23 protein-coding genes and 1 pseudogene are annotated in these 22919 nt (G+C 43.7%); 18 read left to right on the top strand and 6 right to left on the bottom strand.

Going from position 1 to position 22919, the window contains the following annotated elements:
* Positions 1-78: 78 nt before the first annotated feature.
* From rsxA to QWZ05_RS20210, 10 genes are all read left to right on the top strand, one after another.
* Positions 79-651, top strand: coding sequence for an electron transport complex subunit RsxA (rsxA, locus tag QWZ05_RS20255; protein ID WP_264877547.1), 573 nt, complete (start codon positions 79-81; stop codon positions 649-651).
* 24 nt (positions 652-675) lie between these two features.
* On the top strand, positions 676-1197 hold the full coding sequence (locus tag QWZ05_RS20250) for an RnfABCDGE type electron transport complex subunit B (protein WP_264877546.1): 522 nt from the start codon (positions 676-678) through the stop codon (positions 1195-1197).
* A 3-nt stretch (positions 1198-1200) separates the two neighbouring features.
* The gene (rsxC, locus tag QWZ05_RS20245) at positions 1201-2703 is read left to right on the top strand and encodes an electron transport complex subunit RsxC (protein ID WP_290300327.1); all 1503 of its coding nucleotides are present in this window, start codon (positions 1201-1203) and stop codon (positions 2701-2703) included.
* Positions 2700-3683 carry an RnfABCDGE type electron transport complex subunit D gene (locus QWZ05_RS20240; RefSeq protein ID WP_290300326.1) on the top strand — a complete coding sequence of 328 codons (984 nt, stop codon included), beginning with the start codon at positions 2700-2702 and terminating at the stop codon, positions 3681-3683. Before rsxC ends, QWZ05_RS20240 begins: the two co-directional genes overlap by 4 nt.
* Before the next feature lies 1 nt (position 3684).
* On the top strand, positions 3685-4326 hold the full coding sequence (locus tag QWZ05_RS20235; RefSeq protein ID WP_290300325.1) for an RnfABCDGE type electron transport complex subunit G: 642 nt from the start codon (positions 3685-3687) through the stop codon (positions 4324-4326).
* Complete coding sequence (locus QWZ05_RS20230) at positions 4319-5005, top strand: electron transport complex subunit E (protein WP_290300323.1); 687 nt, start codon at positions 4319-4321, stop codon at positions 5003-5005. The genes QWZ05_RS20235 and QWZ05_RS20230 overlap by 8 nt, the downstream gene beginning before the upstream one ends.
* Positions 4995-5237, top strand: a complete 243-nt coding sequence (locus tag QWZ05_RS20225) for an RnfH family protein (RefSeq protein ID WP_264877541.1) — start codon at positions 4995-4997, stop codon at positions 5235-5237. The genes QWZ05_RS20230 and QWZ05_RS20225 overlap by 11 nt, the downstream gene beginning before the upstream one ends.
* A 189-nt stretch (positions 5238-5426) precedes the next feature.
* Positions 5427-5960 (top strand): flavodoxin, encoded by a 534-nt coding sequence (locus QWZ05_RS20220; protein ID WP_290300321.1) that lies wholly within the window; start codon positions 5427-5429, stop codon positions 5958-5960.
* 230 nt (positions 5961-6190) lie between these two features.
* The gene (locus tag QWZ05_RS20215; RefSeq protein WP_290300319.1) at positions 6191-7666 is read left to right on the top strand and encodes an NAD-dependent succinate-semialdehyde dehydrogenase; all 1476 of its coding nucleotides are present in this window, start codon (positions 6191-6193) and stop codon (positions 7664-7666) included.
* Between the two features lie 184 nt (positions 7667-7850).
* Complete coding sequence (locus QWZ05_RS20210; RefSeq protein WP_290300317.1) at positions 7851-8828, top strand: bile acid:sodium symporter family protein; 978 nt, start codon at positions 7851-7853, stop codon at positions 8826-8828.
* A gap of 169 nt (positions 8829-8997) precedes the next feature.
* Here QWZ05_RS20210 and QWZ05_RS20205 read toward each other — a convergent pair whose 3' ends face one another.
* Positions 8998-9447 carry a tellurite resistance TerB family protein gene (locus tag QWZ05_RS20205; protein WP_290300314.1) on the bottom strand — a complete coding sequence of 150 codons (450 nt, stop codon included), beginning with the start codon at positions 9445-9447 and terminating at the stop codon, positions 8998-9000.
* A 185-nt stretch (positions 9448-9632) separates the two neighbouring features.
* On the opposite strand from QWZ05_RS20205, the gene QWZ05_RS20200 reads away from it, so the two are divergent.
* On the top strand, positions 9633-10157 hold the full coding sequence (locus QWZ05_RS20200; RefSeq protein WP_290300312.1) for a glycine zipper 2TM domain-containing protein: 525 nt from the start codon (positions 9633-9635) through the stop codon (positions 10155-10157).
* A gap of 82 nt (positions 10158-10239) precedes the next feature.
* Here QWZ05_RS20200 and QWZ05_RS20195 read toward each other — a convergent pair whose 3' ends face one another.
* The 4 genes from QWZ05_RS20195 to QWZ05_RS20180 all read right to left on the bottom strand — a co-directional run bounded on the left by QWZ05_RS20195 (position 10240) and on the right by QWZ05_RS20180 (position 14562).
* A complete protein-coding gene (locus QWZ05_RS20195) occupies positions 10240-11544 on the bottom strand; it encodes a TRAP transporter large permease (protein WP_290300309.1) in 1305 nt (434 codons plus the stop codon).
* A gap of 5 nt (positions 11545-11549) precedes the next feature.
* Positions 11550-12047: a TRAP transporter small permease gene (locus tag QWZ05_RS20190; protein WP_290300307.1), complete on the bottom strand. Its 498-nt coding sequence runs from the start codon at positions 12045-12047 to the stop codon at positions 11550-11552.
* Between the two features lie 76 nt (positions 12048-12123).
* Complete coding sequence (locus tag QWZ05_RS20185; RefSeq protein WP_289961342.1) at positions 12124-13083, bottom strand: TRAP transporter substrate-binding protein; 960 nt, start codon at positions 13081-13083, stop codon at positions 12124-12126.
* A 495-nt stretch (positions 13084-13578) separates the two neighbouring features.
* Positions 13579-14562: a zinc-dependent alcohol dehydrogenase family protein gene (locus tag QWZ05_RS20180; RefSeq protein WP_290300304.1), complete on the bottom strand. Its 984-nt coding sequence runs from the start codon at positions 14560-14562 to the stop codon at positions 13579-13581.
* 260 nt (positions 14563-14822) lie between these two features.
* Here QWZ05_RS20180 and QWZ05_RS20175 point away from each other — a divergent pair, with 260 nt between their 5' ends.
* Both QWZ05_RS20175 and QWZ05_RS20170 read left to right on the top strand, forming a co-directional pair.
* On the top strand, positions 14823-15143 hold the full coding sequence (locus QWZ05_RS20175) for a hypothetical protein (protein ID WP_264877526.1): 321 nt from the start codon (positions 14823-14825) through the stop codon (positions 15141-15143).
* Positions 15144-15269: 126 nt separating this feature from the next.
* Positions 15270-15630: pseudogene (locus QWZ05_RS20170) on the top strand (transposase domain-containing protein); the annotation flags it as partial.
* Between the two features lie 47 nt (positions 15631-15677).
* Here the strand turns inward: QWZ05_RS20170 and QWZ05_RS20165 are convergent.
* Positions 15678-16352 carry a hypothetical protein gene (locus tag QWZ05_RS20165; RefSeq protein WP_290300303.1) on the bottom strand — a complete coding sequence of 225 codons (675 nt, stop codon included), beginning with the start codon at positions 16350-16352 and terminating at the stop codon, positions 15678-15680.
* 524 nt (positions 16353-16876) lie between these two features.
* Between QWZ05_RS20165 and QWZ05_RS20160 the strand changes: the two genes are divergently transcribed.
* The 5 genes from QWZ05_RS20160 to QWZ05_RS20140 all read left to right on the top strand — a co-directional run bounded on the left by QWZ05_RS20160 (position 16877) and on the right by QWZ05_RS20140 (position 22918).
* Complete coding sequence (locus QWZ05_RS20160) at positions 16877-17827, top strand: hypothetical protein (RefSeq protein ID WP_290300301.1); 951 nt, start codon at positions 16877-16879, stop codon at positions 17825-17827.
* A 910-nt stretch (positions 17828-18737) separates the two neighbouring features.
* The gene (locus tag QWZ05_RS20155; protein WP_290300299.1) at positions 18738-20774 is read left to right on the top strand and encodes a hypothetical protein; all 2037 of its coding nucleotides are present in this window, start codon (positions 18738-18740) and stop codon (positions 20772-20774) included.
* 2 nt (positions 20775-20776) lie between these two features.
* A complete protein-coding gene (locus QWZ05_RS20150) occupies positions 20777-21487 on the top strand; it encodes an OmpA family protein (RefSeq protein WP_290300297.1) in 711 nt (236 codons plus the stop codon).
* Position 21488: 1 nt separating this feature from the next.
* Complete coding sequence (locus QWZ05_RS20145; protein ID WP_290300294.1) at positions 21489-22574, top strand: HNH endonuclease; 1086 nt, start codon at positions 21489-21491, stop codon at positions 22572-22574.
* Complete coding sequence (locus QWZ05_RS20140; RefSeq protein ID WP_239921122.1) at positions 22574-22918, top strand: hypothetical protein; 345 nt, start codon at positions 22574-22576, stop codon at positions 22916-22918. Before QWZ05_RS20145 ends, QWZ05_RS20140 begins: the two co-directional genes overlap by 1 nt.
* Position 22919: the final 1 nt, after the last annotated feature.

Raw genomic sequence — 22919 nt, 5'->3', positions numbered from 1 at the left:
CCTTATTTTGCGGCAGATTAACCTGCTTGGCATTCATTGTGCAATTTCCTGTGTGGGAATGACACTTTGAGGAATGTTATGGACAGTTGGCTAGTATTTTTAGGCGCTGCGTTTGTGAATAACGTGGTTCTTGCCAAATTTTTAGGGCTTTGCCCATTTATGGGGGTGTCGAAGAACATTGCGAGTGCGCTCGGTATGGGATTGGCGACGACATTTGTAATTACTGTCGCAGCCATCGCTTCGTGGGTTATTGAGCGATACGTATTGGTGCCACTAGGTATTGAAGTGCTGCGTACGATCGCGTTTATCGTTGTTATTGCGTCGGTTGTGCAGTTTACAGAACTCTACGTTCAAAAAAATAGCCCTAGCATGTATCAAGCTCTCGGTGTTTTCCTTCCTTTGATAACCACTAATTGTGCTGTGCTTGGCGTTTCGCTGCTGGTGGTTCAGCAAAAGATGTCCTTGCTGACCTCGATTTTATTTAGCTTAGGTTCTTCGTTGGGGTTCACTTTAGTTATCGTGCTTTTCGCTGGTATTCGTTCGCAATTATCTCTCAGTAAAGTACCAGAGTCGATTCAAGGAAACCCCATCGCATTCATCACAGCAGGTGTACTTTCCATGGCCTTTATGGGCTTTTCAGGTATGGCGTAATTGTTTCAACAATAGGGTAGGCATATGGCTGTAATCATATTTGCGGCAATGGGTATTGGATTGGGTCTGTTGCTGGGTGTCGCTTCACGAGTGTTTTTAGTACCGGGTGATCCGTTGGTTGATCGTATCGAGTCATTGATGCCGGGAGGGCAGTGTGGCCAGTGTGGCAAAGCAGGGTGTCGTCAAGCGGCAGAAGCCATGGTCAAAGGGGAGCTTGCTCCCAATGAATGTCCTCCCGGCGGAAGCGCCTTGTCAGCAGACATTGCAAAGATTTTGGGTGTGTCGTTATCTGGCTCTGAAGAGTCTGTGCCTAGCTTGGCTGCGATTAATGAAACGCAATGTACAGGGTGTACTCGCTGCAATAAAGCGTGTCCTTTTGATGCAATTGTTGGGGCAACCAAGCAGATACATGTGGTGATCAAAGATACGTGTACAGGCTGCGCTCTTTGTGTCAATGCTTGCCCAGAGCAATGTATCGAACTCAATACTCAGGCTCAATCTCCGGCGAATTGGGTTTGGCCGAAGCCTATTTTAGAAAGGAGTTAATCAATGGCGAGTGCAAGCACAGTAAAAACGTGGATTGGTCGCCCCTTTTCTGGCGGTGTTCATCCAGAGGACTTTAAGTCACTAACCAACAAACAGGTTGCGAAAATACCGTATTTTCAGCCAGATAAAGTGTACCTACCACTGTTATTGTCAAACGGAATTCTACTCAAGCCATTGGTCAATGTGGGACAGGAGGTCAAAAAGGGGCAACTTCTCGCGATAGGCATTTCAAACAGTCAGCCGCCGCTCCACTCTCCGGTAAACGGTATTGTTGAAAAAATTGCCCCTTACATTGCTCATCATCCGTCGAAAGCGCGTCTTGATACTATTCACATCAAGTGCTTTAAAGATCAAACTTGGTCAAGCAAATTTAAGTCGCGTTCTGTTGTGGGTTTGTCTTCATCTGAGGTGATTCAATATATTCAAGAAGCGGGTATTGTTGGTTTGGGCGGTGCGGGCTTTCCTACCTCTATGAAGGCCCATTTTGCTAAGCAGGCGAACGTGGATACCTTGGTCATTAATGGCGGTGAATGTGAGCCTTATATTACTTGTGACGACTTGGTCATGCGCTTGTATTGCAATGAAGTGATCGCAGGAATTCGCTTATTAATGGTGGCGACAGGGGCAAAGAGAGCGATAGTCGGTATCGAGAACAATAAGTTAGAAAGCTATGAACTGATGCGTTCAGCGGCAAGTGACGATGACAATATTGCCATAGAATTAGTGCCAACACTTTACCCTATGGGCTCTGAGCGTCATCTGATCAAGACGCTAACCAGAAAGACAGTACCAACAGGTAAGCTATCGACAGATATTGGGATTGTGGTCAATAACATTGCGACGGCAAGAGCAGTGTATCATGCGGTCAGATACTCAAGACCATTAGTCACAAGGGTAATCACGGTATCGGGTTTAGGCATTGAAAGCCCGAGAAACGTCGAAATCCCGCTAGGTACACGAGTCAAAGACCTAATTGGTTATTGCGGCGGTCTCAAAATGGATTGTGAACGCCTGATATTTGGTGGCCCAATGATGGGGCAGGTCATCTCTGATCTTGATATTCCAATTACCAAAACCGTCAATGCGTTACTTGCATTAACGAGTGAAGAGATTGGGAGTGATGAGCAACAAGACTGTATTCGTTGTGGCCAGTGTGTCAGAGCGTGTCCTATGGGGCTGATGCCATTCAAAATGCGCGCGGCAAGTGAGTCTTCTGATTATGACTTAGTTGAGCGGTTGGGAATAAACCAGTGTCTTTCATGTGGTGCTTGTAGCTATATATGTCCCTCTCGAGTCGCACTGGTTCAGTTTTTCCAGCATGCGAAAGGCATACTCACACAGCGTCGTATGAGCTCGATGCGTCAAGAAAAAGCTAAAAAGCTGGCAGAAATGAAAACAATTCGCTTAGCGAAAGAGGCTGAAGCGAAAAAAGCAGCCAAAGCTGCGAAAAAACGTAAACGCTCGCGCAGAACAAACAGTGAGCCAATGGTTGAGGTGGATGGATGATCAATTTTAAACCGCAGATAGGCCCGTATGCGCATTCCAATAATTCGACTACAACTATTATGTACCATGTCGTACTCGCTTTAATGCCAGCAGTATGTGTGGCAGGCCTTAGGTTTGGGCCCTCAGCGATTCGTGTCGTTATCGCTTGTGTTGTTGCGGCTGTGCTCGCTGAAGTAGTGTGTCTTAGTTTACAGCGCAAACCGCTCAGGAATGCACTAGATGGCTCAGCGATTCTGACAGGTCTTATCTTGGCATTAAGCTTACCAGCGCATTTCCAAACGGAACTGTGTGTGCTCGGTGCTCTGTTTTGTATCGTAGTGGGAAAACAGGCGTACGGCGGCCTTGGGCAAAATATATTTAACCCCGCTATGCTGGGAAGGGTGTTTTTACTTATCTGCTTTCCTGTCCAGATGACCGATTGGAGTGCGCCATATGCAGGAGAGGTACAATCGGCAGCAGAATGGTTGTCTTATGATGGCGTAAGCGCGGCGACAGTATTAAGTCGTTCTATTTCGACGCCCACAATTAATGAGCTATTGACGGGAAAAATGTCAGGCAGCATAGGTGAAGTTCACAGCATTTGGTTGTTATTGGGCGGGATTTATCTGCTATACCGTAGAATTGTCACACCTGCGATCCCTTTATGCTTTTTCATAGGCCTACTGTTTCCAGCGTTAGTCGCTAACCTATTTCAACCCGAACAGTTTCTTGCTCCACACATTCATATGTTTAGTGGCGCTGCAGTATTGTGTGCGTTTTTTATCGCAACGGATATGGTGACGTCTCCTTCAAGTACGAAAGGTCAAATGATTTATGGCTTGTTGTGTGGCGGGCTAGTTTGGTTGATTAGAGAAGTAGGAAGCTACCCAGAGGGTGTAGCTTTCGCAGTGCTCATTGTTAATGCAGTCAGCCCGCTTATCGATCACTATATTCAACCTAAGCGTTTTGGCTCATCAAAGCAATTTGTTGAGGAGAAATAGTATGTTGGCGAAGATTCAGTCCTACCTTTCTTCCGAAATTAAACAGGAAATTCATAAAGACTTGCTCGGTGCTCAAGGTCTAATGCTGGGCTGTGCATGTGCGGTTTCTGCCTTCCTTCTATTGGCGATAAATCAATATACAAGTCCCATCATTCAGTTCAATGAAACACAAAAGAGTCTTGCTCTAATGGCTGAAGTTGTCCCAAAAGGAAAAATATCCCCCGATGTATTGCAGCAAGCGACAACATACGAAGTGGAAGGGGTCAGTTACCAGTTTGTTACTGTAAACGGAGCAACAGGCAAACCAGAGTATCAGGTGATCACTGCCAAGACTGCTGGCTATAGTGGTGACATTCAATTTATCGTTGGTGTGTCGTTGTCCGGTGAAATTACTAACGTCAGAGTACTCAGCCACACAGAGACACCGGGGCTTGGCGATAAAATTGAATTGGACAAGTCCGATTGGGTGTTGGGTTTTAACCGTCGTTCTCTTGAAAATACTGCAATTTGGCAAGTGCAAAAGGATGGAGGGGATTTTGAACAATTTTCTGGAGCCACGATAACGCCAAGAGCGGTGGTTAAAGGAGTGCACTTAGCACTTCAAGCTCAGCAAGAGATAAACCAAGGGGGCAAAGATGAGTGACCCGATAAAAACAAAAGAGCTAGTAAAGAATGGTCTGTGGACTAACAATATTGTACTAGCGCAACTTTTAGCCCTTTGCCCATTACTTGCTGTCACCAATGGGGCAACTAATGGGCTCGGTTTGGGCTTAGCCACCACATTTGTCATGGTGGCGGCTAACTTTTTGACGTCATTATCCCGCCACTACATCAGCCGTGCGATACGTATCCCTATGAATATTTTGATCATAGCCACGCTCGTTACGATGACAGACCTAATATTGCACGCGTACCTAGCCGCACTGCATCAAGTGTTAGGCCTGTTTATTCCTTTGATTGTAACTAACTGCGCCATTCTCGGACGGGTAGAAGCCTTCGCTACCAAGCAGACCTCGATGAAATCGGTGGTTGATGGTGCATCCATGGGTATTGGTTTTACCTGGGTCTTAGTCGTTTTGGGCGGCATTCGTGAAATTCTTGGTACAGGTAAAGTGTTCGATAATGCTGCACTATTACTTGGTCCTCACTTTGCGTTTTTAGAAACCACCGTCGTTAACAATTTTGATGGCTTGCTCATCTCAATACTGCCACCAGGTGGTTTTTTTGTTCTGGGCGGCATGCTGTGTATCAAGCAGAAATTTGCATTAATGATCTCACCGCGTAAAACAAATTTATCAGAGGGAGCGTCCTATGAAAGTTAGTGTTATCTATGCAGATATTCATCAGCAAGTATGGTTAGACACTGAAGTCGAACCTGAAGCTACACTACTCAACGCAATTTCAACGTGTGGGATATTACGCCTGTTCCCTGAAATTGACTTGCACCAACAGAAAGTTGGGGTGTTTGGAAAAATACGCTCGCTTGATAGTCATGTCGATGAGGGAGATCGTGTTGAGATCTACCGGGCTGTAACTATTATTGACGAGGAATAACTGCTATCAACAAAGAATGACGACCATCGACAGAGAATTGTCTGAAAGCGTACAAAGTGTCGCCTAGTAGTGCAGATAAGTAACTTATCTTATTGAAAAGTAGTAAGGAATAACAATTGCAGGAAGGTTAAGTCACGACTTTTTGGTGACGGAAAGAATAGCTAAACATGATCATACAGGGAGTAGACTATGGCTAAAGTAGGAATATTTTTTGGAACGGATACAGGCAGTACACGTAAAATTGCCAAAATGATCTATCAAAAGCTTGGGGATGCGGCGGACAAGCCTCTAAATATCAACCGTGTTGATGCGGCGACCATCAAGGGGTATGACTTATTGGTATTAGGGACTCCGACATTAGGCGAAGGGGAGTTACCGGGTTTGGATACAGAGTGTGAAGCAGAAAGCTGGGCAGAGTTTCTTGATGCAAATGAGTCTTTGGACCTATCAGGAAAAAAAGTGGCTCTGTTTGGCCTTGGTGATCAAGTAGGTTATCCCGATGAGTTTGTTGATGGGTTGGGTGAGCTCTATGATTACATCGCCGATTGTGGAGCAGATTTTGTCGGCCGGTGGCCAATAGAGGGATATAGCTTTAACTCTTCAGAAGCGGTAGATGGTGATGAGTTTGTTGGTTTAGTCATAGACAAAGACAACCAAGCTTCAATGAGTGAGGAACGTGTTGCTCACTGGGTTGAACAAATTTACGCAGAATTTGCTCTGTAAGTTGATAGTGCAAGGCATATCAATCGTGCTTTAAAAGCTAGGTCATACTGCTTTATAAGACGATACCTTTTCATAAGGAAAGACAGTTTTGAGGCCAATCACATAGAACGAATACTGATGTGATTGGCCTTTTGTCTTTCATGCAAAACTTCTATAACTGTCAACTTAATCTCAGAAAAACCTAAGTATATTGTTCTTTATCATCATGTTAGGACGAAAAGGTTGTTGAGATGAAACTTCGTGATAGTCAGTTGCTCAAAGATAGGTGTTATATCGGGGGAAAGTGGGTTTCGTCGAATAGACAGAACGACCAATCAGGTGATAGTCCGCGTCACACCTCTGTGATAAACCCTTCTACACAACAGCTTGTGGGGACGGTTCCAAACCTAGGTGCGAATGAAGCTAGTGAAGCGGTCACGTGCGCTCATGCAGCCTTTGTCGAATGGAAAGAAACGACAGCAGAGAAAAAATCACAGGTACTCAAAGCCTGGTATGAGCAAATTATTGAGCACACCGATGACCTTGCGACCATATTAACCAGTGAGCAAGGTAAGCCGTTTAACGAAGCAAGGGGGGAGATCGCTTACGCAGCAAGCTTTGTTCTCTGGTATAGCGAAGAAGCGAAACGAGCGTATGGCGAGACTATCCCCAGTCATAAACCGGATGGTAGAATCTTAGTCACTAAGCAGCCTATCGGAGTTGTGGCTGCGATTACGCCTTGGAATTTTCCAGCCGCGATGATCACGAGAAAGTGTGCACCGGCCTTTGCCGCTGGTTGTGCTGTGGTATTAAAACCCGCGCCAGAAACACCATTGACCGCACTGGCTTTAGCTGAACTTGCACATCGAGCAGGGATCCCCGCCGGTCTGTTTAATGTGATTACAGGTGATGCCTTAGCGATTGGTGGTGAGCTGACGTCTAATAAACTCGTGAGAAAAGTGTCATTTACCGGATCTACTCACGTAGGCAAGATTTTGATGAACCAGTCCGCATCTTCCATAAAAAAAATGGCCTTGGAGCTCGGTGGTAACGCGCCATTCATCGTGTTTGATGACGCTGATATCGATGCCGCAGTTGAAGGCGCGATGATCGCGAAATTTAGAAATGCCGGCCAAACCTGTGTCTGTGCAAACCGTCTCTATATTCATGATTCAGTTTATGATGAATTTACCCAAAAGCTCACCGACCGAGTGAAACAGTTGGTTGTTGGGGATGGGTTTGAGAGTGGTGTTGACATAGGACCTTTGATCAACCAACAAGCGGTGAGAAAAGTCGCTTCACATCTTAATGATGCATTAAATAAAGGGGCAGTTCAGCATTGTGGTGAAATCACAGAAGAGTGCTTGTTTGTTCAGCCTATCGTATTGTCCGAAATGAGTGATGAAATGTTAGTGGCGAACGAAGAGACCTTCGGCCCAATGGCACCGATATTTCGATTTAGTGATGAAGATGAGGTTATCCAACGAGCCAACAATAGTGACTCTGGCCTTGCGGCTTACGTTTATACCGCATCTTTAGGCAGAGCATGGCGTATGGGGGAAGCATTGGAAACCGGGATGGTCGGTATTAATGAAGGCTTGATATCAACAGCAGCGGCTCCTTTTGGTGGTGTTAAAGAGTCGGGCCTAGGTCGGGAAGGGTCTAAGTTTGGTCTGGATGAGTTTATGGAACTCAAATACCTATTCATGGGTGGGCTTGATAAATAGCACGTTTGTTCAAAATGGTCATTTTAGGCCAGGTTTGGTTTGCCGTTGAATGACGGTTTACCAAAGCGCTTTTGTCGGGCACTATTTAATTGAACGTTAATCTAAGAGGTTATCTCGCCGATAACCTCGTAAAAACAGTAGATTAGACACACTATATTATCTAGTTTCTAACGCGAGATGCATTTTGGACATAATTAACAAATTAAAACAACAGTGGTTTATTCTTGGAATGATAGCAGCGATATTGCTGTCGTTGTTTTCTTCACCCGTAGGAGCGAGCGGGGGATGGTTGCATCTCGATATCATTACCTCACTAGGTATCGCTCTGGTGTTTTTACTGCATGGTTTGAATTTATCGCGCAAAGATATAGCCGCGGGGATGACGAACTGGAAGTTACACGGATTTATTCAAGCGACGACTTTTGTTGTCTATCCTTTGCTATGGCTATTGTTTGGCAATGTGATGCTCGCCTATATGCCCGCCGCATTGGCGATTGGTTTTTGTTACTTGTTTGTACTGCCGAGCACCATCTCGTCTTCAGTTGCGATGACGAGTATTGCCAAAGGCAATGTGCCTGGCGCGATCTTTAACGCTTCATTGTCGAGTATTTTAGGGGTGTTTATTACCCCGCTGTTGGTGTTTCTGTTTGTCGGCGTTGAGGGGGAAAGCGGTGATGCAATCGCGACAATTCTATCAGTGGCGAAGTTACTCGTTTTGCCAATGGTGATAGGGCAGTTGTTGAGGCCGGTGCTTAAATCATGGCTTGAACAGAATAAACAGATCATTAATAAGATTGATAAACTTGTTATTATTGCCATTGTTTATAATGTCTTTTGTGACTCGGTTGAGAGTAATATCTGGTCACAATTTTCGCTGTCCTTGTTACTCACCTCAGTATTGTTATGTAGCGTGATTTTGCTCCTCATGGTACATCTTGTTCAGTTCACCGCGAAGAAGGTGAACTTTGCGAGAAAGGACGAAATTGCAGCCGTTTTTTGCGGCACTAAAAAGACCTTGGCAGCAGGCGTCCCAATGGCAAAAGTGATTTTTGCAAGCGACCCATCTCTCGGTATGATCCTTCTACCGATCATGCTTTATCATCCAATTCAGATATTCTATTGTGCAGTGTTAGCAGAGCGATATGCCAAAAATCGTATTTAGAATTCTACGTTCATATTAAACATCGAGCGCAAATGAACGGATTTTATCCGTTTAAATCGATACCTAGACCATTTCTCAGTGCAAACTGTACCAGTTCGGTAAGTGTGTCTAAATCAAGGAGTTCATGATTGCATGAAAAATCGTTACATTGGAATCACTGCCAATAGCATTATTTGTCACCAAGCACCGACAATTTAGCTCGTATAAATTCAGAGTGGTCAACATAAAGCAGCTCTGCTGTTTTTCGAATCACAGCATCTTCGAGAGGGTCTATCTCTCCGTCTGCGTTGGCCACCTCCCACATTGATTTAATCAAAGTAAAACGTGTCTCTTGGCTCAATTCACGCAGTTGAGTCGTAAACTCGTAAAGTGATGAGGCGTCTTTTACTTTTGCCTCCGCTTCAGCAAGAAGTTGTGTTGTCTGCACTTCATCTAAACCCAATAAGGTAGTGATGAGATGTTGCTTAGCTTCCCGTTCAGCATCATCAATTTGGTGGTCTGCACCCGCTACTTCTGTGAGTAAGCAGGCGATGGCTAGATTGGGGTTTTGTATGGTACTGCCAGATAAGTCATTTCCATCCAGCAGGTGTTTGAAGAGCGAAGTGATAGCGTTGAACATAGGGTTACCCAATAATTTATCTCTATGTTCATAGATACGTCCAAAGTGGGAAAAGTTCAATGTTGAAGTAGCAAGTTTGTCCGATTTACCCAAGGCTGACACAATATTGATATTCATCTGATGAATGAAATATTCAGGTCTCTATTATTGCGCTCACAAAATAGAACCTGATTATGGGCATAAAAATGAATATCAAAGCGATTGCTTTAGCAGTGACTACCGCATTAACACTTTCTGCATGTAAAGACGATACTCCGGTAACGCCGGATGTAGCGACAGAGGCCAAAATCACGCTAGTGGAGGCTGTTACCGAAGCGGTGAAAACACCTCATGAAGTGTGTCACGATGTTGTTGTGACAACACAGGCAGAAGTGAAAGATGAAAACAAACTTCTCGGTACAGTGGGTGGGGCAGCCGCTGGCGCAGCATTGGGCAATCAAGTGGGCGGTGGTTCCGGTAAAGTGGTTGCGACTGCTGCTGGCACTATTGCAGGTGCAATGACAGGGCGTAAAATCCAAGAGAATGCGCAGAAGAATGATGTGATCACTACGACTGAACGTCAATGCGCAACTGAATATACAACGTCAGCGAAAGTTGTCGGTTACGATGTCACTTATGAAATTGCGGGAACCCCTACAACAGTACGCATGGTGAATAAGCCAGAGGGTACTAGCTTTCCCATTAAAGACGGTGAAGTGGTTATTCGTTAGTCACTATCAATAAGACCGTAATAACGTAAAAAACGCCCTTCAAATTGAAGGGCGTTTTAGCATATAAGGAGCGGGTGACTACTTAGTTAATCAAGCCAAAAGCGCGTGGCAATGCTAGGCTGATTTCTGGAACGAATGTGATCAATAGAAGAGTGACAATCAATACTGCGCAGAAAGGCAGTATGGATTTAATCACGCTCTCTATCTTCGCCCCGCTAACACTACACCCAACGAAAAGTGCAGTACCTACCGGTGGGGTTGCAATACCGATACACAGGTTAAAGATGATCATCATTGCGAAGTGAATTGGGTGCATACCGAGCTGTGTTGCGATAGGCATGAAGATCGGGGTGAAAATCAGTACCGCAGGTGTTAAGTCCATGAACATGCCGACAATCAACAGGATAATATTCATCAAGATAAAGATGATGATAGGGTTATCCGAAATAGACAGCATCCATTCACTGATTAAATTTGGTAAGCCAGTAAATGCCATTGCCCATGACATGATGGTTGAAGCACCAATCAGGAACAGCATAATACCTGTAATTTCAGCGGTTTCTACACAGATTGTGCGCATCTCTTTGAAACCTAACGTGCGATAACAAAGAGACAGAAAGAACGCGTAAAGCACAGCAATACACGCGCCTTCTGTTGCGGTAAATATCCCCCCGATAATACCGCCAATCACCACAATAACGAGACCTAGACTTGGCGTTGCTCTCCATGTGATGTTCAAAATTTCATGAGGTGTTTTTGGCTCAGAAATAGTGCGGTAGCCTTTTTTCTTAGCAATCATGTAAGCCACAACCATACAGCTAAGGCCCATCAAAATCCCCGGCACATAGCCAGCGATGAAGAGTGCTGCAATCGATGTACCGCCACTGACCACAGAGAAAACAATCAATGAATTACTCGGCGGGATTAACAAACCTGCAGGGCAGGAAGCTACGTTAACCGATGTTGAGAATGCTTTGTCATAACCTTCTTTCTCAAGCTCTGGTTCAAGGGTTTTACCCACCGCTGCAGCTGCAGCAACAGCAGAGCCCGATACCGAACCGAACAGCATGTTGGCAATCACGTTTACGTGAGAAAGCGAACCAGGCATGCGTCCAACCAACAGTTTGGCGAAGTCAACCAAACGAGTTGCAATACCCCCGCGGTTCATAATATTGCCAGCCAAAATAAAGAACGGAATAGCGAGCAAACTGAAACTGTCGATGCCAGTTACGATCTTTTGTCCTGCTGTCATAAAGGCGACATCATTAGGCAGAATTGTACACATAATCACAAGTGAAGACATCGCAATCGCGATAGCAATAGGAATGCTCAGGCTGATCATGAGCATGAAAAGGCATAAAAGCCAAAAGCCGATTGATATATCCATGTCAATTATCCTTGTTTGGCTGAATGTTCATCTGCAAACATATCAATGGTGTTCAGTACCAGATAAATCAGCATTAGCGTGCCCGATAGAGGCAAAATGAAGTAAACATAAGCCATCGGTATCTGGAGTGCAGGAGACGATTGCAGCATCGTACGGCCAATCAGTTGCATGCCGCCTTTGATCATCGCTAAATAGATAAAGGTAAAAGACACTAAGTGGATCAGTAGGTGACAGTATTTGCGATATTTAGCCTTAATCGACCCAATGAAAAGAGTAATCGCAAGGTGTCCGTTTTTACCGAATAGATAGCTTGCACCAAATAGACCAAACCAAATCATGGTGTATCGAGCAAGCTCATCGGTGAATGAACTGGGATCATTAAGGACATAACGACTGAATACCTGCCATGTCACGGTGACAACCAGTGTGATAATGGCGAAACCGCAAAACGTTAAAATGGCTTTATCCAGTAGTGTTCTTAGAAATTTGAAAAATGAATGCATTGAGACTCCTTAAACTGCGACCCAATAGATAAGCCCCACCCAAAAGAGTGGGGCAAAGTCAGCGTTAAAAGGTGGGTTACATTTTTTGGATAGCGTCGATGTAGTAACCCAGAGTTGGGTCCTGCTCGGCACTGTCGATCATAGGCTGAACTTTCGCGCGGAACTTGCTCTTGTCGACTTCAACGAATTTCACGTCAAGCGTCTTAGCTATTTCCTTATTCTTGCCATCAATTTCAGCCCAGATTTTGATCTCTTCTTCCATTGATTCAGCGGCCGCTTCTTTCACGATTTGGCGCTGTTCGTCAGTTAGACCATTCCATGTGTTCTCAGAGATCATGATTAAATCTGGCGTCATCATGTGCTCGTTCATCGAGTAGTATTTAGCCACTTCAGAGTGCTTCATTTCGACTAGACTGGAGATATTGTTCTCAGCCGCATCGATAACACCTTGTTGTAGGGCGGTATAAACCTCTGTAAATGGCACAGGCGTTGCTCGCGCTCCTAATAGTCGAACCATTTCCATCATGGTTGGAGACTCGGGTACACGGATTTTTAACCCTGCTAAATCTTCAGGCGTTTCAATAGGTTTTGAGCTGTAGAAGCTGCGAGAACCTGAATCATAAAGTGTCAAACCCACAAAGCCTTTACCTTCACTTGATTGAAGCAGCTTTTCAGCGGCTTCACTGCGCATAAAGGTGTGCATGTGGTCAGCATCTCTAAACAGGAACGGAATTGAGATCGCTTTATAAGTCGGCTCAAATGATTCTGCTAGCGAACCGTTGATTTTTGCCATATCAATCGCACCAGTGACAACTTGCTCTGCTTGGTCACGCTCAGATCCTAGCATGCCATTAGGGAAGATTCTTACGTTCATTTCACCGTTTGATTTTTCACTGACTTTTTCAGCGAAAATCTCCATGCCGGCATGTGCAGCACTTTCCAGGTTCATTGCGTGGCCGAGAGTCAGTGTCTTTGCCTGAGCACCAAAAGCCATTAATACAGAAGCAGCGGCAAGGGTAAGGAACTTGTGTTTCATGTCATTCTCCATAAATTAATAATCCATAGATGAACATGTAAGCGGGGGCAGATTTGCAAATACCGATATTGTCGTGATTAGTTCATGAATAAACATGAGGTATGCAAATGTGTTTTAGCCAACGTATTGTCATCTCGGATTGATTATTCGACGTGTATATTTGTAATACAATGCTACAAGAATACATATGTGCTTTAGAGCACATCTCCCTAGTGACTGTGTGAGTGTTTTGTGAGCATATTCAACTGATGGATTAATTCTGTGAAACTAAGTCTCAAATTTGGTAGTGATTTTGCTAGTAATCATCTACTAAGCTGAATTTAATATTGATAATTAAGAGTTAGTCAGATGAAGTGACTGTATCTGGTGGTGTATTTCTGTCAGTTGCAGGTAGATATTTTGACTCAGTGTTGGAGGTGTAGTTTGATGAGTAGACGAAGAACGACAACAAAATGTCGCCGTTCAGTCATTGGATGATTATCTTTACCCAAGAATTTAGTTTTCAACAACAACTTTGCCGGTCGCTTTACCAGAGGATAAGCGGTGATAGGCTTCTCCAATATCCGTTAACTTGTAGTCAACTTCATCCATCACAGGAGAGAGTTGTCCGTTTTCAGCAAGTTTGGCTACTTCAGTGAGAATATTATGATGTTCTTCTTTGCGTACGCCGTTAATCATTTGAATCAGCATAAAAACAACGTGTAATGACAAGCCTTTAAAATGCACCAAGGATAGGTCTATCTCAAGCATGGATACGGTTGATGCCACATGACCATTGAGTTTCGCTGCTTCGAATGACTTGAGCATGTTTTCTCCGCCCACTGAGTCAAAAATAACATCAAAGCCGCCTTCCGCATACTTGGACACATAGTCTGCAACCGCTTCTTCGCGATAATTTATGGCGGTAGCACCGAGAAGTTGCATGAGCGCCATATGCTCATGGCGACCGACGGTGGCATAAACATCAGCGCCCCAAGCTTTAGCTATTTGTACCGCAATGCTGCCCACACCACCACCGCCACCATGGACTAATACCTTTTGTCCTGCAGACACTTGCGCTCGACTCAGCCCTTCATAGGCTGTAATCGCGACAAGAGGTAAGGCAGCTGCCTCTTTCATAGATAAATTAGATGGTTTGTGAGCGATGAGACGAGTGTCAGCTGGCATATACTCCGCAAGCGACCCTTGCAGTTCGCCCAATCCGCCAGCACAACCATAGACTTCATCACCCACTTTAAACTCAGTAACATCATCGGCAATACTTTCTATAGTACCTGCAAAATCCATCCCCAGAATAGCAGGCAGGGCCGGTGAGAAGGGGAGTGCGGTGCCTAGTTGCTTGATCATGGTATCCACGGTGTTGACACTGGAAGCGGCAACTTTTACTAAGACCTCGCCTGATTTAAGTGACGGTTTGGCAACGTCCTCAAGCTCGAAATTTGCCTGTTCACCATACTCATTAAGTATCATCGCTTTCATTCTATATCCTTATCTCTCTGGGACTGCTGGTGGTTTTTCTGAAGTATAGACCTGATTACGAGCAATATGACCGGGCAGGGTTTTGTTGCCGATAATAATTGAAGGTGAATATTAGTAAGAGGTAGCTCCATTCTCTCGGAGTCAATGCACCATTTCGTTGTGTGAGTTCTTATTATTAACCGTCGTTAAATGGCCATTTTTCATATCTCAAACGTCCATAATGCACTCATACCAACCAACGAAATATAGGAAACACCATTATGAAAAAATTACTACTGACTGCAGCTATCGTCATTGGCTCAATAGGCCCTGCCCAAGCTGACGTGTTCAGTGATGCAGTAAAAACAGGTGCGAATGCCGGTGCAGCGGAATATTGTCTTGATCGTCATGCTGGAGATAATAAGTCTAAGTGGCGTTTACTGAAGGTCAAAACAACCAAAGCGTACGGTTATCTGAATAGTAAAGAACGTACAAAAGCACTAGTCGCTCGCAAAGCTGCGGAAGATGGTGAATATTTGGGGGATAAGCTGAACGGCAAGCGCTGTGATTCGTTACGAAAAATGATGTATGTAAAATACTAGCTCAGTAGAGCGTTTGGATAATCTAAGGATTGTAAGTACCTCGTAGAGTGGTGGTTTCATAATGGTCTGGCCACGAACATCATTAGGAAGTGGTGTTTGGTGCTGAAACTGTCAAGTCTCAGAAACTTGGAGAAGAACATCAGCAAGTGCCCCAAAGATAGCTTAACCTACAAGGCCATCAACTATACGCTTAACCAATGGTCGAAACTGGTGGTTTACTCAGTTCATCATGAACTGCGTATCAGTAATATCATGGCTGAAAATGCTATCCGTCCGTCCGTTCGTGGTCGGTCGTAAGGCTTGGCTGTTCGCCGATACCTCACAAGGTGCCAAAGCGAGTGCTGTCTGCTACAGCTTGGTTGAAACTGCTAAGTTGAACGGACTAGAGCCATACAGCTACCTACATACCCTTCTTACTCAGCTACCCTACGTTGAAAATCTTGAACAAATAGAAGCACTACTACCTTGGAACTTGGCTAAATACTAGATCGTTGTGGTTAGCGATTAGTTATGCTGAGTAATGAGCGCTTACGTTTAAGCTGGGTAAACATTCCTAAAATACCCTCTCGAAGACCATTTTCCAGGCTCAGTTACGGGATCCCACGAAGTCACAACAACCGGCTTACCGATAAGTGATTGAGCTTGCTTAGTCACATCACCATTCTTGTCAAAAGTCGATGTTTTCATATACCACTTCATACCGTCAGCCAATCTCAGTTCAGTACACGAAGAGCCGTAATGTATAACGTCCGTTCTGACTGAGAGCAGTGTGTTGGGTGAGGTAACGTTTACGGTGTTATTTGCACCTGCTTTCAATCGCTCTGATTCAATTTGCTGTTTCAAAATCATGTTTTCCTTTTTTAGTTCTCTATTCTCTTTTCTAAGCAGATCTATTTCTTCCTGTGCTCGCTGAACTGCTAGTTCTGATTGCGATTGAATTTTAGCAATCTGTTCGCTCGATTTATTAGCTGATAAAGCCAAAACTAATTCAGCATGCGAGCAGAGCTTTCCTTCTTTGTATCTAGGGTGAAAAGCCAACAAGTCTTCGACAGACAGTTCGCCTGCTTTTCTCAGTGACTTCATCACTTCTGACAAATAGAACTCGGTATTTCCGTCGTTTCTCCATGCGGTTACCAGTCGAAATTCTTCATTGTCTTTGAGCACAACGAAGGTTGCTTGTTCAACCCTATCCGTATCAGGGAGGGTCATAGTTCCTTTAAACTTCCACCGGTTGTTTTGCTGCCTTGAGTTGTCGGCAGCACTTTCGCGCTTTAACGTTAATATCTGGTCAGTAGCAAAGGAAAAACCGAAACGCAGGGGAAACGAGTCTAAATTGCAGTGTTCTTTATGTTTAACGAGAACGTTAAGTACTGAAGGAAACATAGAAGCAGCCGTGACGTATAAAAAAGCAAATTTTGATTGATCTAACGCGTAATGTCTATCTATTCGTTGTCACTGCAAGCATGGGCGCAATCTGCCTCTACAAACAGGTAGGTTTGGTGTTACTGTGTCACTTTGTAAGCTTGGGAACTCTGGGGGCTAGCTCTGTATCGCTCATCGGATAGTAGAGACAATTACGGGTCAGAAATTGACCTAAGGACAATGTGAGCCAGAAATGGTGAATGGCATTGGTAATTCTGCCGCAAAAGTTAACAAGCTTATGAACAACTAACGTCAAAAGCTCTAACCTACAATGCGTCTCATCAACTATCCGAAGGTGAAGCATCCCCATCATGTGCAAGTTATCCAGCTACAGCAAATACCAAAAACGTGTCATCAAATTCTTAAACGACCATTTGGGCACAGAGACGCCATTCAGTTATGAGAGAACACAGACAAACCACCTCAAAGTATTGATTGAAGGTGTACCTAAACCAATATTTACAGGCTCAACACCCTCAGATAGTAAGACAATCAACAACTTTATGGCTGAAGTGAAGCGTGAAATAAGAGCAAGCAAAGTAGAAATGCCAGAATCCGTTCAGAAACCTAAGCCTCGACTCCCATTTCAGCTATCAAATGATAAACTCATCCAAGGCTGCGTGAAGTCTTTGCGTACTCGCGTTGAGATTCTAAAGTCACAGGAAGAGAGTCTAGTTCTAGAAACACAAAGCGTGGATAGTATTAACCCCGCTCGAATTGATACAGTGCAGCACTCCGTGGCTTTAGCACTACAATCGAGAAAGCAGGGCGCTTACTTAAAACGCAAAGAGCTAAAAGAGATCGAGGATAATGTAATGAGACATCTCATCTTTATGCTCCCGACAGCCGCTTATTATGCCGAGTTACTAGAAAGCAAAGCCAAGTACCAACAAAAAACAGTGACTCCTCTGCCAGTTGAAACAGTGATGACTGGCGAAGATATTGAAGAGTTTCGAGCAACAAACATTGTTAAGCTCAATGATGATAAAACTCTTGTCAATGATCATAAGCCTAAACTAGACAGCATTAGTAACTCAAATGCCGTTTCGTCTGACTCAGCCAGTGAACTAATGGCGATGTCATCAAGCAATCGAGTGGCGCTGCTCCGTAACTTGTCAAAAGCACAGGCTCTAACATTGATTGACGACATCAACCAAGCATTGGCGCTAAATCGTGAAGAAGACATTGAAGCGGTAGTTGGCCTGATTCGTGACAAAGAGTTACCGCTTGAGGCGATTATTTCACGGCTGGAAGCTGCATAATGTTATTGTTTGCCGGCCCAATGGCATAATACAGTCGCTTGGGTCGGCAGGAGTGAAAAATGGGGACAGTCAAGAGCATGAAGGTGCTGCCCAAACAACAACGATGAAACCTTGTTGCAATTTATCACATCCTAGTGTTACTGATTATCAACAAGCTTCAAATACGTTTGTATATAGGTGAAAACTGAGTGGGCTGCTACGTCAAACGTTGATATTCTGTGCTAATGAAAACTAACTAACTTATGTCATTTCAATCATTAAAACTATTTTTGTGGTTAATTAATTACTCTAAATCCATTAAAGCAGATGCTAAAGAAGCGACTAACTTTAATCTGAAAGCAACAAAGAGAACATAAGTAATTTGTTTTCTAATGGCGTTTATTAATTAAATTAGATACTTTGTTGGCTGGTTTTTGTTGCGTTGGTTTCCATATGGTGATTTAATTTGAATTGCTATTTACTCTATAAGCATATGATGTATTTCTCATTTAGAGTAAGCATGAATGGTGATTATTCTTGTAGACATTCAGGGAGCGTAACATCACTAGGTGAAATAGTCTGGCTATTGCTAGGAATATCGATTATTCCATATGGAATAGTCGCCTAACTTACAATATTATCATTATGAGTTTGACAATAACGAGTTTATTGAAGGCTGCACAATGAATAAACTAGTAACTTCTCTGACATTACAACGTTTTTGGGCACTCTTTGTTTGTTGGGGGCTATATCATTGAAATTATGGCATTAATTGAAAAATCACATGGAAGTTGTGAACTTGTCGCGAAATGACAAGTAACTAAAGCTCAAAGACGACTAAAATACTACAGATAATTTTATTGTACCAAGTACGCATTAATGTATGGTGTGCGTAAACTTCGTACAGGAAAAGGTTTACAAACAAAAAATCATGACCGAACAACTAGCTTCATTCATCGCCTCCTTTACTGCTGAATCTATTTCAAATGCTTTTATCTATTTGATTATTGGACTTTTATTAGGTTCAATTACTTTAGCTTTGGCTGGTAAAGCACCCAGATTCACCGCTAGCACAACTAATATCCTCACGTCTTTAGGAATATTGGGAACTTTTGCAGGAATCGTGGTTGGGTTAATGGACTTTGACCCTAAAAACATTGATGGAAGTATTGAGTTGTTGCTAGGTGGTCTGAAAACAGCGTTTCTTACTAGTCTAGCTGGGATGGCAGGCTCCATTTTTTACAAAGCTGCACTTGGACTAATTCCACAAAGAGAACAAGAGGCTAGTCAGTCTGTTGGCCCGGAAGAAATCTTCTCGGTAATGTCTGAACAACTAAAAGCATCGAACGATCAACTTAATGCGTCAAATGAACTCCTTTCTGCAATCAAGGGGGATGAAGATTCATCTTTGACATCGCAAATTAAGAAGTTGCGAATAGACATTAGTGATGGACAACGTGTTTTAAAGGATCAGTTTGACCAAACAACTGAGCGACATGAAAAGTTCCAGCATACTTTATGGCAGAAAATGGATGAATTTGGCGAGTTGCTTTCAAAATCTGCGACTGAGCAAGTAATCAACGCACTTAAAGAAGTGATTGTTGACTTCAACGAAAAGTTAACCGAGCAATTTGGTGAAAACTTCAAGCGCCTTGATGAATCAGTTAAGAAACTTGTAGTTTGGCAAGAGAACTATCGAATTCAGTTGGAAGATATGGCAACAAAATACCAGTTGGGTGTAGATGCTATTTCATCAACAGAGAAGTCAGTTGCCAACATTAATGAGCGTGCTGAGTCAATTCCAGTAACGATGGAGAAATTGCATCAAGTGATGGAGCTTGGGCATGGTCAGGTAACTGAACTAGAGCAGCGTCTAGAAGCCTTCAAAGACCTACGTGACAAAGCTGTGGAGGCTATGCCACAGATTCGAGAACAGATGGATAGCACTATGAGTGTTATCGGAGATTCAGTTAAAGCAGCTTCAACACATTACGAATCAATGCTAAATGAGTCACAAACTATCATTGACAACTTCAGCTCATCAGCTAGTGAGAGTGTTGATGTTATGCGCACTAATTTGGAAGAAGGCGCGAACAAGCTAGCTCAAGAGTTAACGTCTAGTGCTGAGCAAATTAGTCATCAGTTAACAGATGCAAGTAAAGAGTTTTCGCAAGTAACCGAAAGTGGTGTTGAAGGTATTAAAGATAGCTTCGAGGCAGGCGTTAAGAGAATCGCTGAAGATCTTGATGCTACGACAAAAGAGATCTCAACGACATTAACAAACTCCTCAAGTGAACTCGCATCCACCACAGAAGAAAGCATGAACCTGATGAGAAGTAATCTAGAGTCAGGCGCACAGGATATTTCAACGCAACTACGAGACAGTGCCCAAGATATTGGGGGCAAGCTTGCAGAAGCCTCGTCTGATATCCAAGAACAAGTTGGCACTGCTACAGGTGGTCTGAGCAATGTTACTAATCACCTAACAGATACGACAGAACAGATTCGTCAACATCTTGAAGATTCAATTACAGAACTTAATGGTCAATTACGAGTCTTAGTTGCAGATATTAAAGATGACTCGAAAGAAACAGGCCGCGTGTTGAAAGAAGCGAACCAAGACTTGCTAGCGAGCACAAAAGAGATCCAAAACGAAACCACGGCGGCCATAACAAAACTGCAGGACCGACTGGAGACCACTTTAGAAGAGGTATTCCAAGTTCAAGCACAGGCCGTGCGACGTACTTTTGATAGTTTGGAAGACCAGATCACAGACTCCGTAGGCAAGACCGGAAGCGCAGTCGAGAAGCAAGTAGAAGTACTTGATATTCAAATGCAGCAGGAAATCAATCGCACTATGAATGAGATGGGCGAAGCCTTAGCGACGATTACCCAGCAGTTTACAAGAGACTACCAAAAGTTGGTTAGAGAAATGTCCAATGTAGTCAATGCGGGAGCGGCTGCGTAACCATGGAAAAGCTATTTGGTAAGACAAGCGTCAAAGAGAGTGGAGGCGAACACTGGATGTCCGTCTCTGATCTAATGGCTGGCCTAATGATGGTGTTCCTGTTCATCTCTGTTGCACTAATGAGAGATGCAATGATTGAACGGGATAAGATTAAGGAAGTCGCTGAAACCTATCAACAAACGCAGCAAGCTATTTACTTGGCTCTTCTAGAGGAGTTCTCTAAAGATTTGGATACATGGGGAGCGGAAATTGACCGCGACACGTTAAGTGTGAACTTCACAGCTCCTGAGGTTTTATTTGCTAACGGTAAGGCCATCTTAACGGACCAGTTTCAAACTATACTGATTGATTTTTTTCCTCGTTACCTTGCTGTACTCGAAAAATATCAGCCGATAATTCAGGAAATTAAGATTGAAGGACATACCTCAAGTCGTTGGAATACTGGGTCTTCTGACTACGAGGCGTACTTCAACAACATGAGACTATCTCAGTCCCGAACAAGAGCTGTGCTTGGTTATGTGATGGCTTTAGAGCCAGTTAAAAACAAACACTACGACTGGGTGAAGGGCAACGTTGCAGCGGTAGGGTATTCATCTTCAAAGTTGACCTATGATAAGCAAGGTATTGAAGATGAGCAGCGTTCTCGTCGAGTTTCTTTCCGTGTAATAACAAACGCAGAACAACAAATACTCAAGATTTTGGGAGCAGAATAGAATGAAGCTGACTCTCAATCTAGGGTCACTATTGACTGCAATAAACGTCATGCAACCCGAAAAAAAGGGTTCATTTAACCTTGTTTATGAAGAAACGAACATCGCAAAAGTCGATAAGGAACTCGAGCAGGGTAAAGATGTAGAACTCAAAGATGTAGAAATCGAATCTGGTCTTCTGAGCTACAAGGGCAGACACGTAACGCTTTATATCAAAGCGAACGGATCAAGTGCTCGATTTCACGTGTCAGATTGTAAGACCCTGCAGTCTATGAGAGCCAATGGACGCTTTGAAAGATATGTTGTAACTAATAACACGTCAGGAGAGTTTATCGTTGATTCGGGTTACGGAGAAACCAAGGCACGGCTTAAGGTCTGCCAGAATTGCTTGAGAAAACTCAACTATAAAGGATGTAATTCGTCTAACAACATGCGCTCAATAGTTGCTGACTTTGATATGGCGGAGTTTTTTGCAACATATAGCTCTTTTTTTCCTCACATGCCAGCAAGAGATGCTGAGACAGCGCAGACAGGATACACCGAAGATTGGGCAAAGATATCGTCGCATTATCGTGTAGATAGAAACTTTGAATGTGAGGACTGCAAGGTCAATTTACGTTCGAACCGAGCTCTATTGCATGTACATCATATAAATGGGGTGAAATCGGATAATCGCGACAAGAACCTACGGGCTCTGTGTATCGATTGTCATAGCAAACAACCAAAACACCAGCATATGGTCTTGAGCCATCGCGAAAGACAATTGATTAACGATCTTCGCAAGGATCAAGGTCTATTGGATGATCTTGGTGGATGGCAAGAGCTTTTTGAGTTATCAGACCCAGGCGTGCATGGTGTTTTACATGCCTGTCGCGAAGTACACGTTTCGCTACCAGAAGTTAACTACTATGTGAAGGATACTCTGGGTGATATAGCTTCTCGTATTGAGCTAGCTTGGCCTAAACGTCGATTTGGCGTAGCGATTTCACCAAATGATATCAATGATGCACTGAAACAAGGTTGGCAAGTAATAACAGTAAATGAGTTTCTGAGTGATTACAGAAGCCTGGCTCACACGTTGAGGCATTGATGATGAAGATGAGATTGGATCAAGTATTGGAGCGAATTATTTCAGTCAACCACGCTTGGAAGCTATCCAAAGAGGAGTTTGGAGCCGACTTCATTGCTACAAATTCCTTGAGAGATACAAAGTCATCACTTCAGGCAACGCTTCTCAGGGAGTTTCCAGAAGAGGTCTATCTGCGAGTAGCCTCTGATAGTGATGATCACGAAGAAGCTTTGTACAGCGTACGGCTCAGAGACAAAGTACTAGTAAATGGTGTAGTTCGAGAAGATGCTGAGCACCTACCAGCACGCATTGCAGAACAGATTTTTACTTCAAGTGAAATAAGTAAGTTTTTAAGGAATAGTTAAA

The organism is Vibrio agarivorans, from assembly GCF_030409635.1.
GTDB classification, from domain to species: domain Bacteria; phylum Pseudomonadota; class Gammaproteobacteria; order Enterobacterales; family Vibrionaceae; genus Vibrio; species Vibrio agarivorans.
Note: the sequence above shows the minus strand (reverse complement) of the source record. Positions and strands in the feature narration are given on the sequence as shown.

Coding starts and splice junctions, on each gene's coding strand:
- QWZ05_RS20175 (WP_264877526.1), top strand. CDS start 14,823: ATGAAAAAATTACTACTGACTGCAGCTATCGTCATTGGCTCAATAGGC.
- QWZ05_RS20205 (WP_290300314.1), bottom strand. CDS start 9,447: ATGTTCAACGCTATCACTTCGCTCTTCAAACACCTGCTGGATGGAAAT.
- QWZ05_RS20250 (WP_264877546.1), top strand. CDS start 676: ATGGCTGTAATCATATTTGCGGCAATGGGTATTGGATTGGGTCTGTTG.
- QWZ05_RS20200 (WP_290300312.1), top strand. CDS start 9,633: ATGAATATCAAAGCGATTGCTTTAGCAGTGACTACCGCATTAACACTT.
- QWZ05_RS20155 (WP_290300299.1), top strand. CDS start 18,738: ATGACCGAACAACTAGCTTCATTCATCGCCTCCTTTACTGCTGAATCT.
- QWZ05_RS20165 (WP_290300303.1), bottom strand. CDS start 16,352: ATGACCCTCCCTGATACGGATAGGGTTGAACAAGCAACCTTCGTTGTG.
- rsxC (WP_290300327.1), top strand. CDS start 1,201: ATGGCGAGTGCAAGCACAGTAAAAACGTGGATTGGTCGCCCCTTTTCT.
- QWZ05_RS20180 (WP_290300304.1), bottom strand. CDS start 14,562: ATGAAAGCGATGATACTTAATGAGTATGGTGAACAGGCAAATTTCGAG.
- QWZ05_RS20140 (WP_239921122.1), top strand. CDS start 22,574: ATGATGAAGATGAGATTGGATCAAGTATTGGAGCGAATTATTTCAGTC.
- QWZ05_RS20185 (WP_289961342.1), bottom strand. CDS start 13,083: ATGAAACACAAGTTCCTTACCCTTGCCGCTGCTTCTGTATTAATGGCT.
- QWZ05_RS20160 (WP_290300301.1), top strand. CDS start 16,877: ATGTGCAAGTTATCCAGCTACAGCAAATACCAAAAACGTGTCATCAAA.
- rsxA (WP_264877547.1), top strand. CDS start 79: ATGGACAGTTGGCTAGTATTTTTAGGCGCTGCGTTTGTGAATAACGTG.
- QWZ05_RS20225 (WP_264877541.1), top strand. CDS start 4,995: ATGAAAGTTAGTGTTATCTATGCAGATATTCATCAGCAAGTATGGTTA.
- QWZ05_RS20230 (WP_290300323.1), top strand. CDS start 4,319: ATGAGTGACCCGATAAAAACAAAAGAGCTAGTAAAGAATGGTCTGTGG.
- QWZ05_RS20215 (WP_290300319.1), top strand. CDS start 6,191: ATGAAACTTCGTGATAGTCAGTTGCTCAAAGATAGGTGTTATATCGGG.
- QWZ05_RS20145 (WP_290300294.1), top strand. CDS start 21,489: ATGAAGCTGACTCTCAATCTAGGGTCACTATTGACTGCAATAAACGTC.
- QWZ05_RS20235 (WP_290300325.1), top strand. CDS start 3,685: ATGTTGGCGAAGATTCAGTCCTACCTTTCTTCCGAAATTAAACAGGAA.
- QWZ05_RS20190 (WP_290300307.1), bottom strand. CDS start 12,047: ATGCATTCATTTTTCAAATTTCTAAGAACACTACTGGATAAAGCCATT.
- QWZ05_RS20240 (WP_290300326.1), top strand. CDS start 2,700: ATGATCAATTTTAAACCGCAGATAGGCCCGTATGCGCATTCCAATAAT.
- QWZ05_RS20195 (WP_290300309.1), bottom strand. CDS start 11,544: ATGGATATATCAATCGGCTTTTGGCTTTTATGCCTTTTCATGCTCATG.
- QWZ05_RS20220 (WP_290300321.1), top strand. CDS start 5,427: ATGGCTAAAGTAGGAATATTTTTTGGAACGGATACAGGCAGTACACGT.
- QWZ05_RS20150 (WP_290300297.1), top strand. CDS start 20,777: ATGGAAAAGCTATTTGGTAAGACAAGCGTCAAAGAGAGTGGAGGCGAA.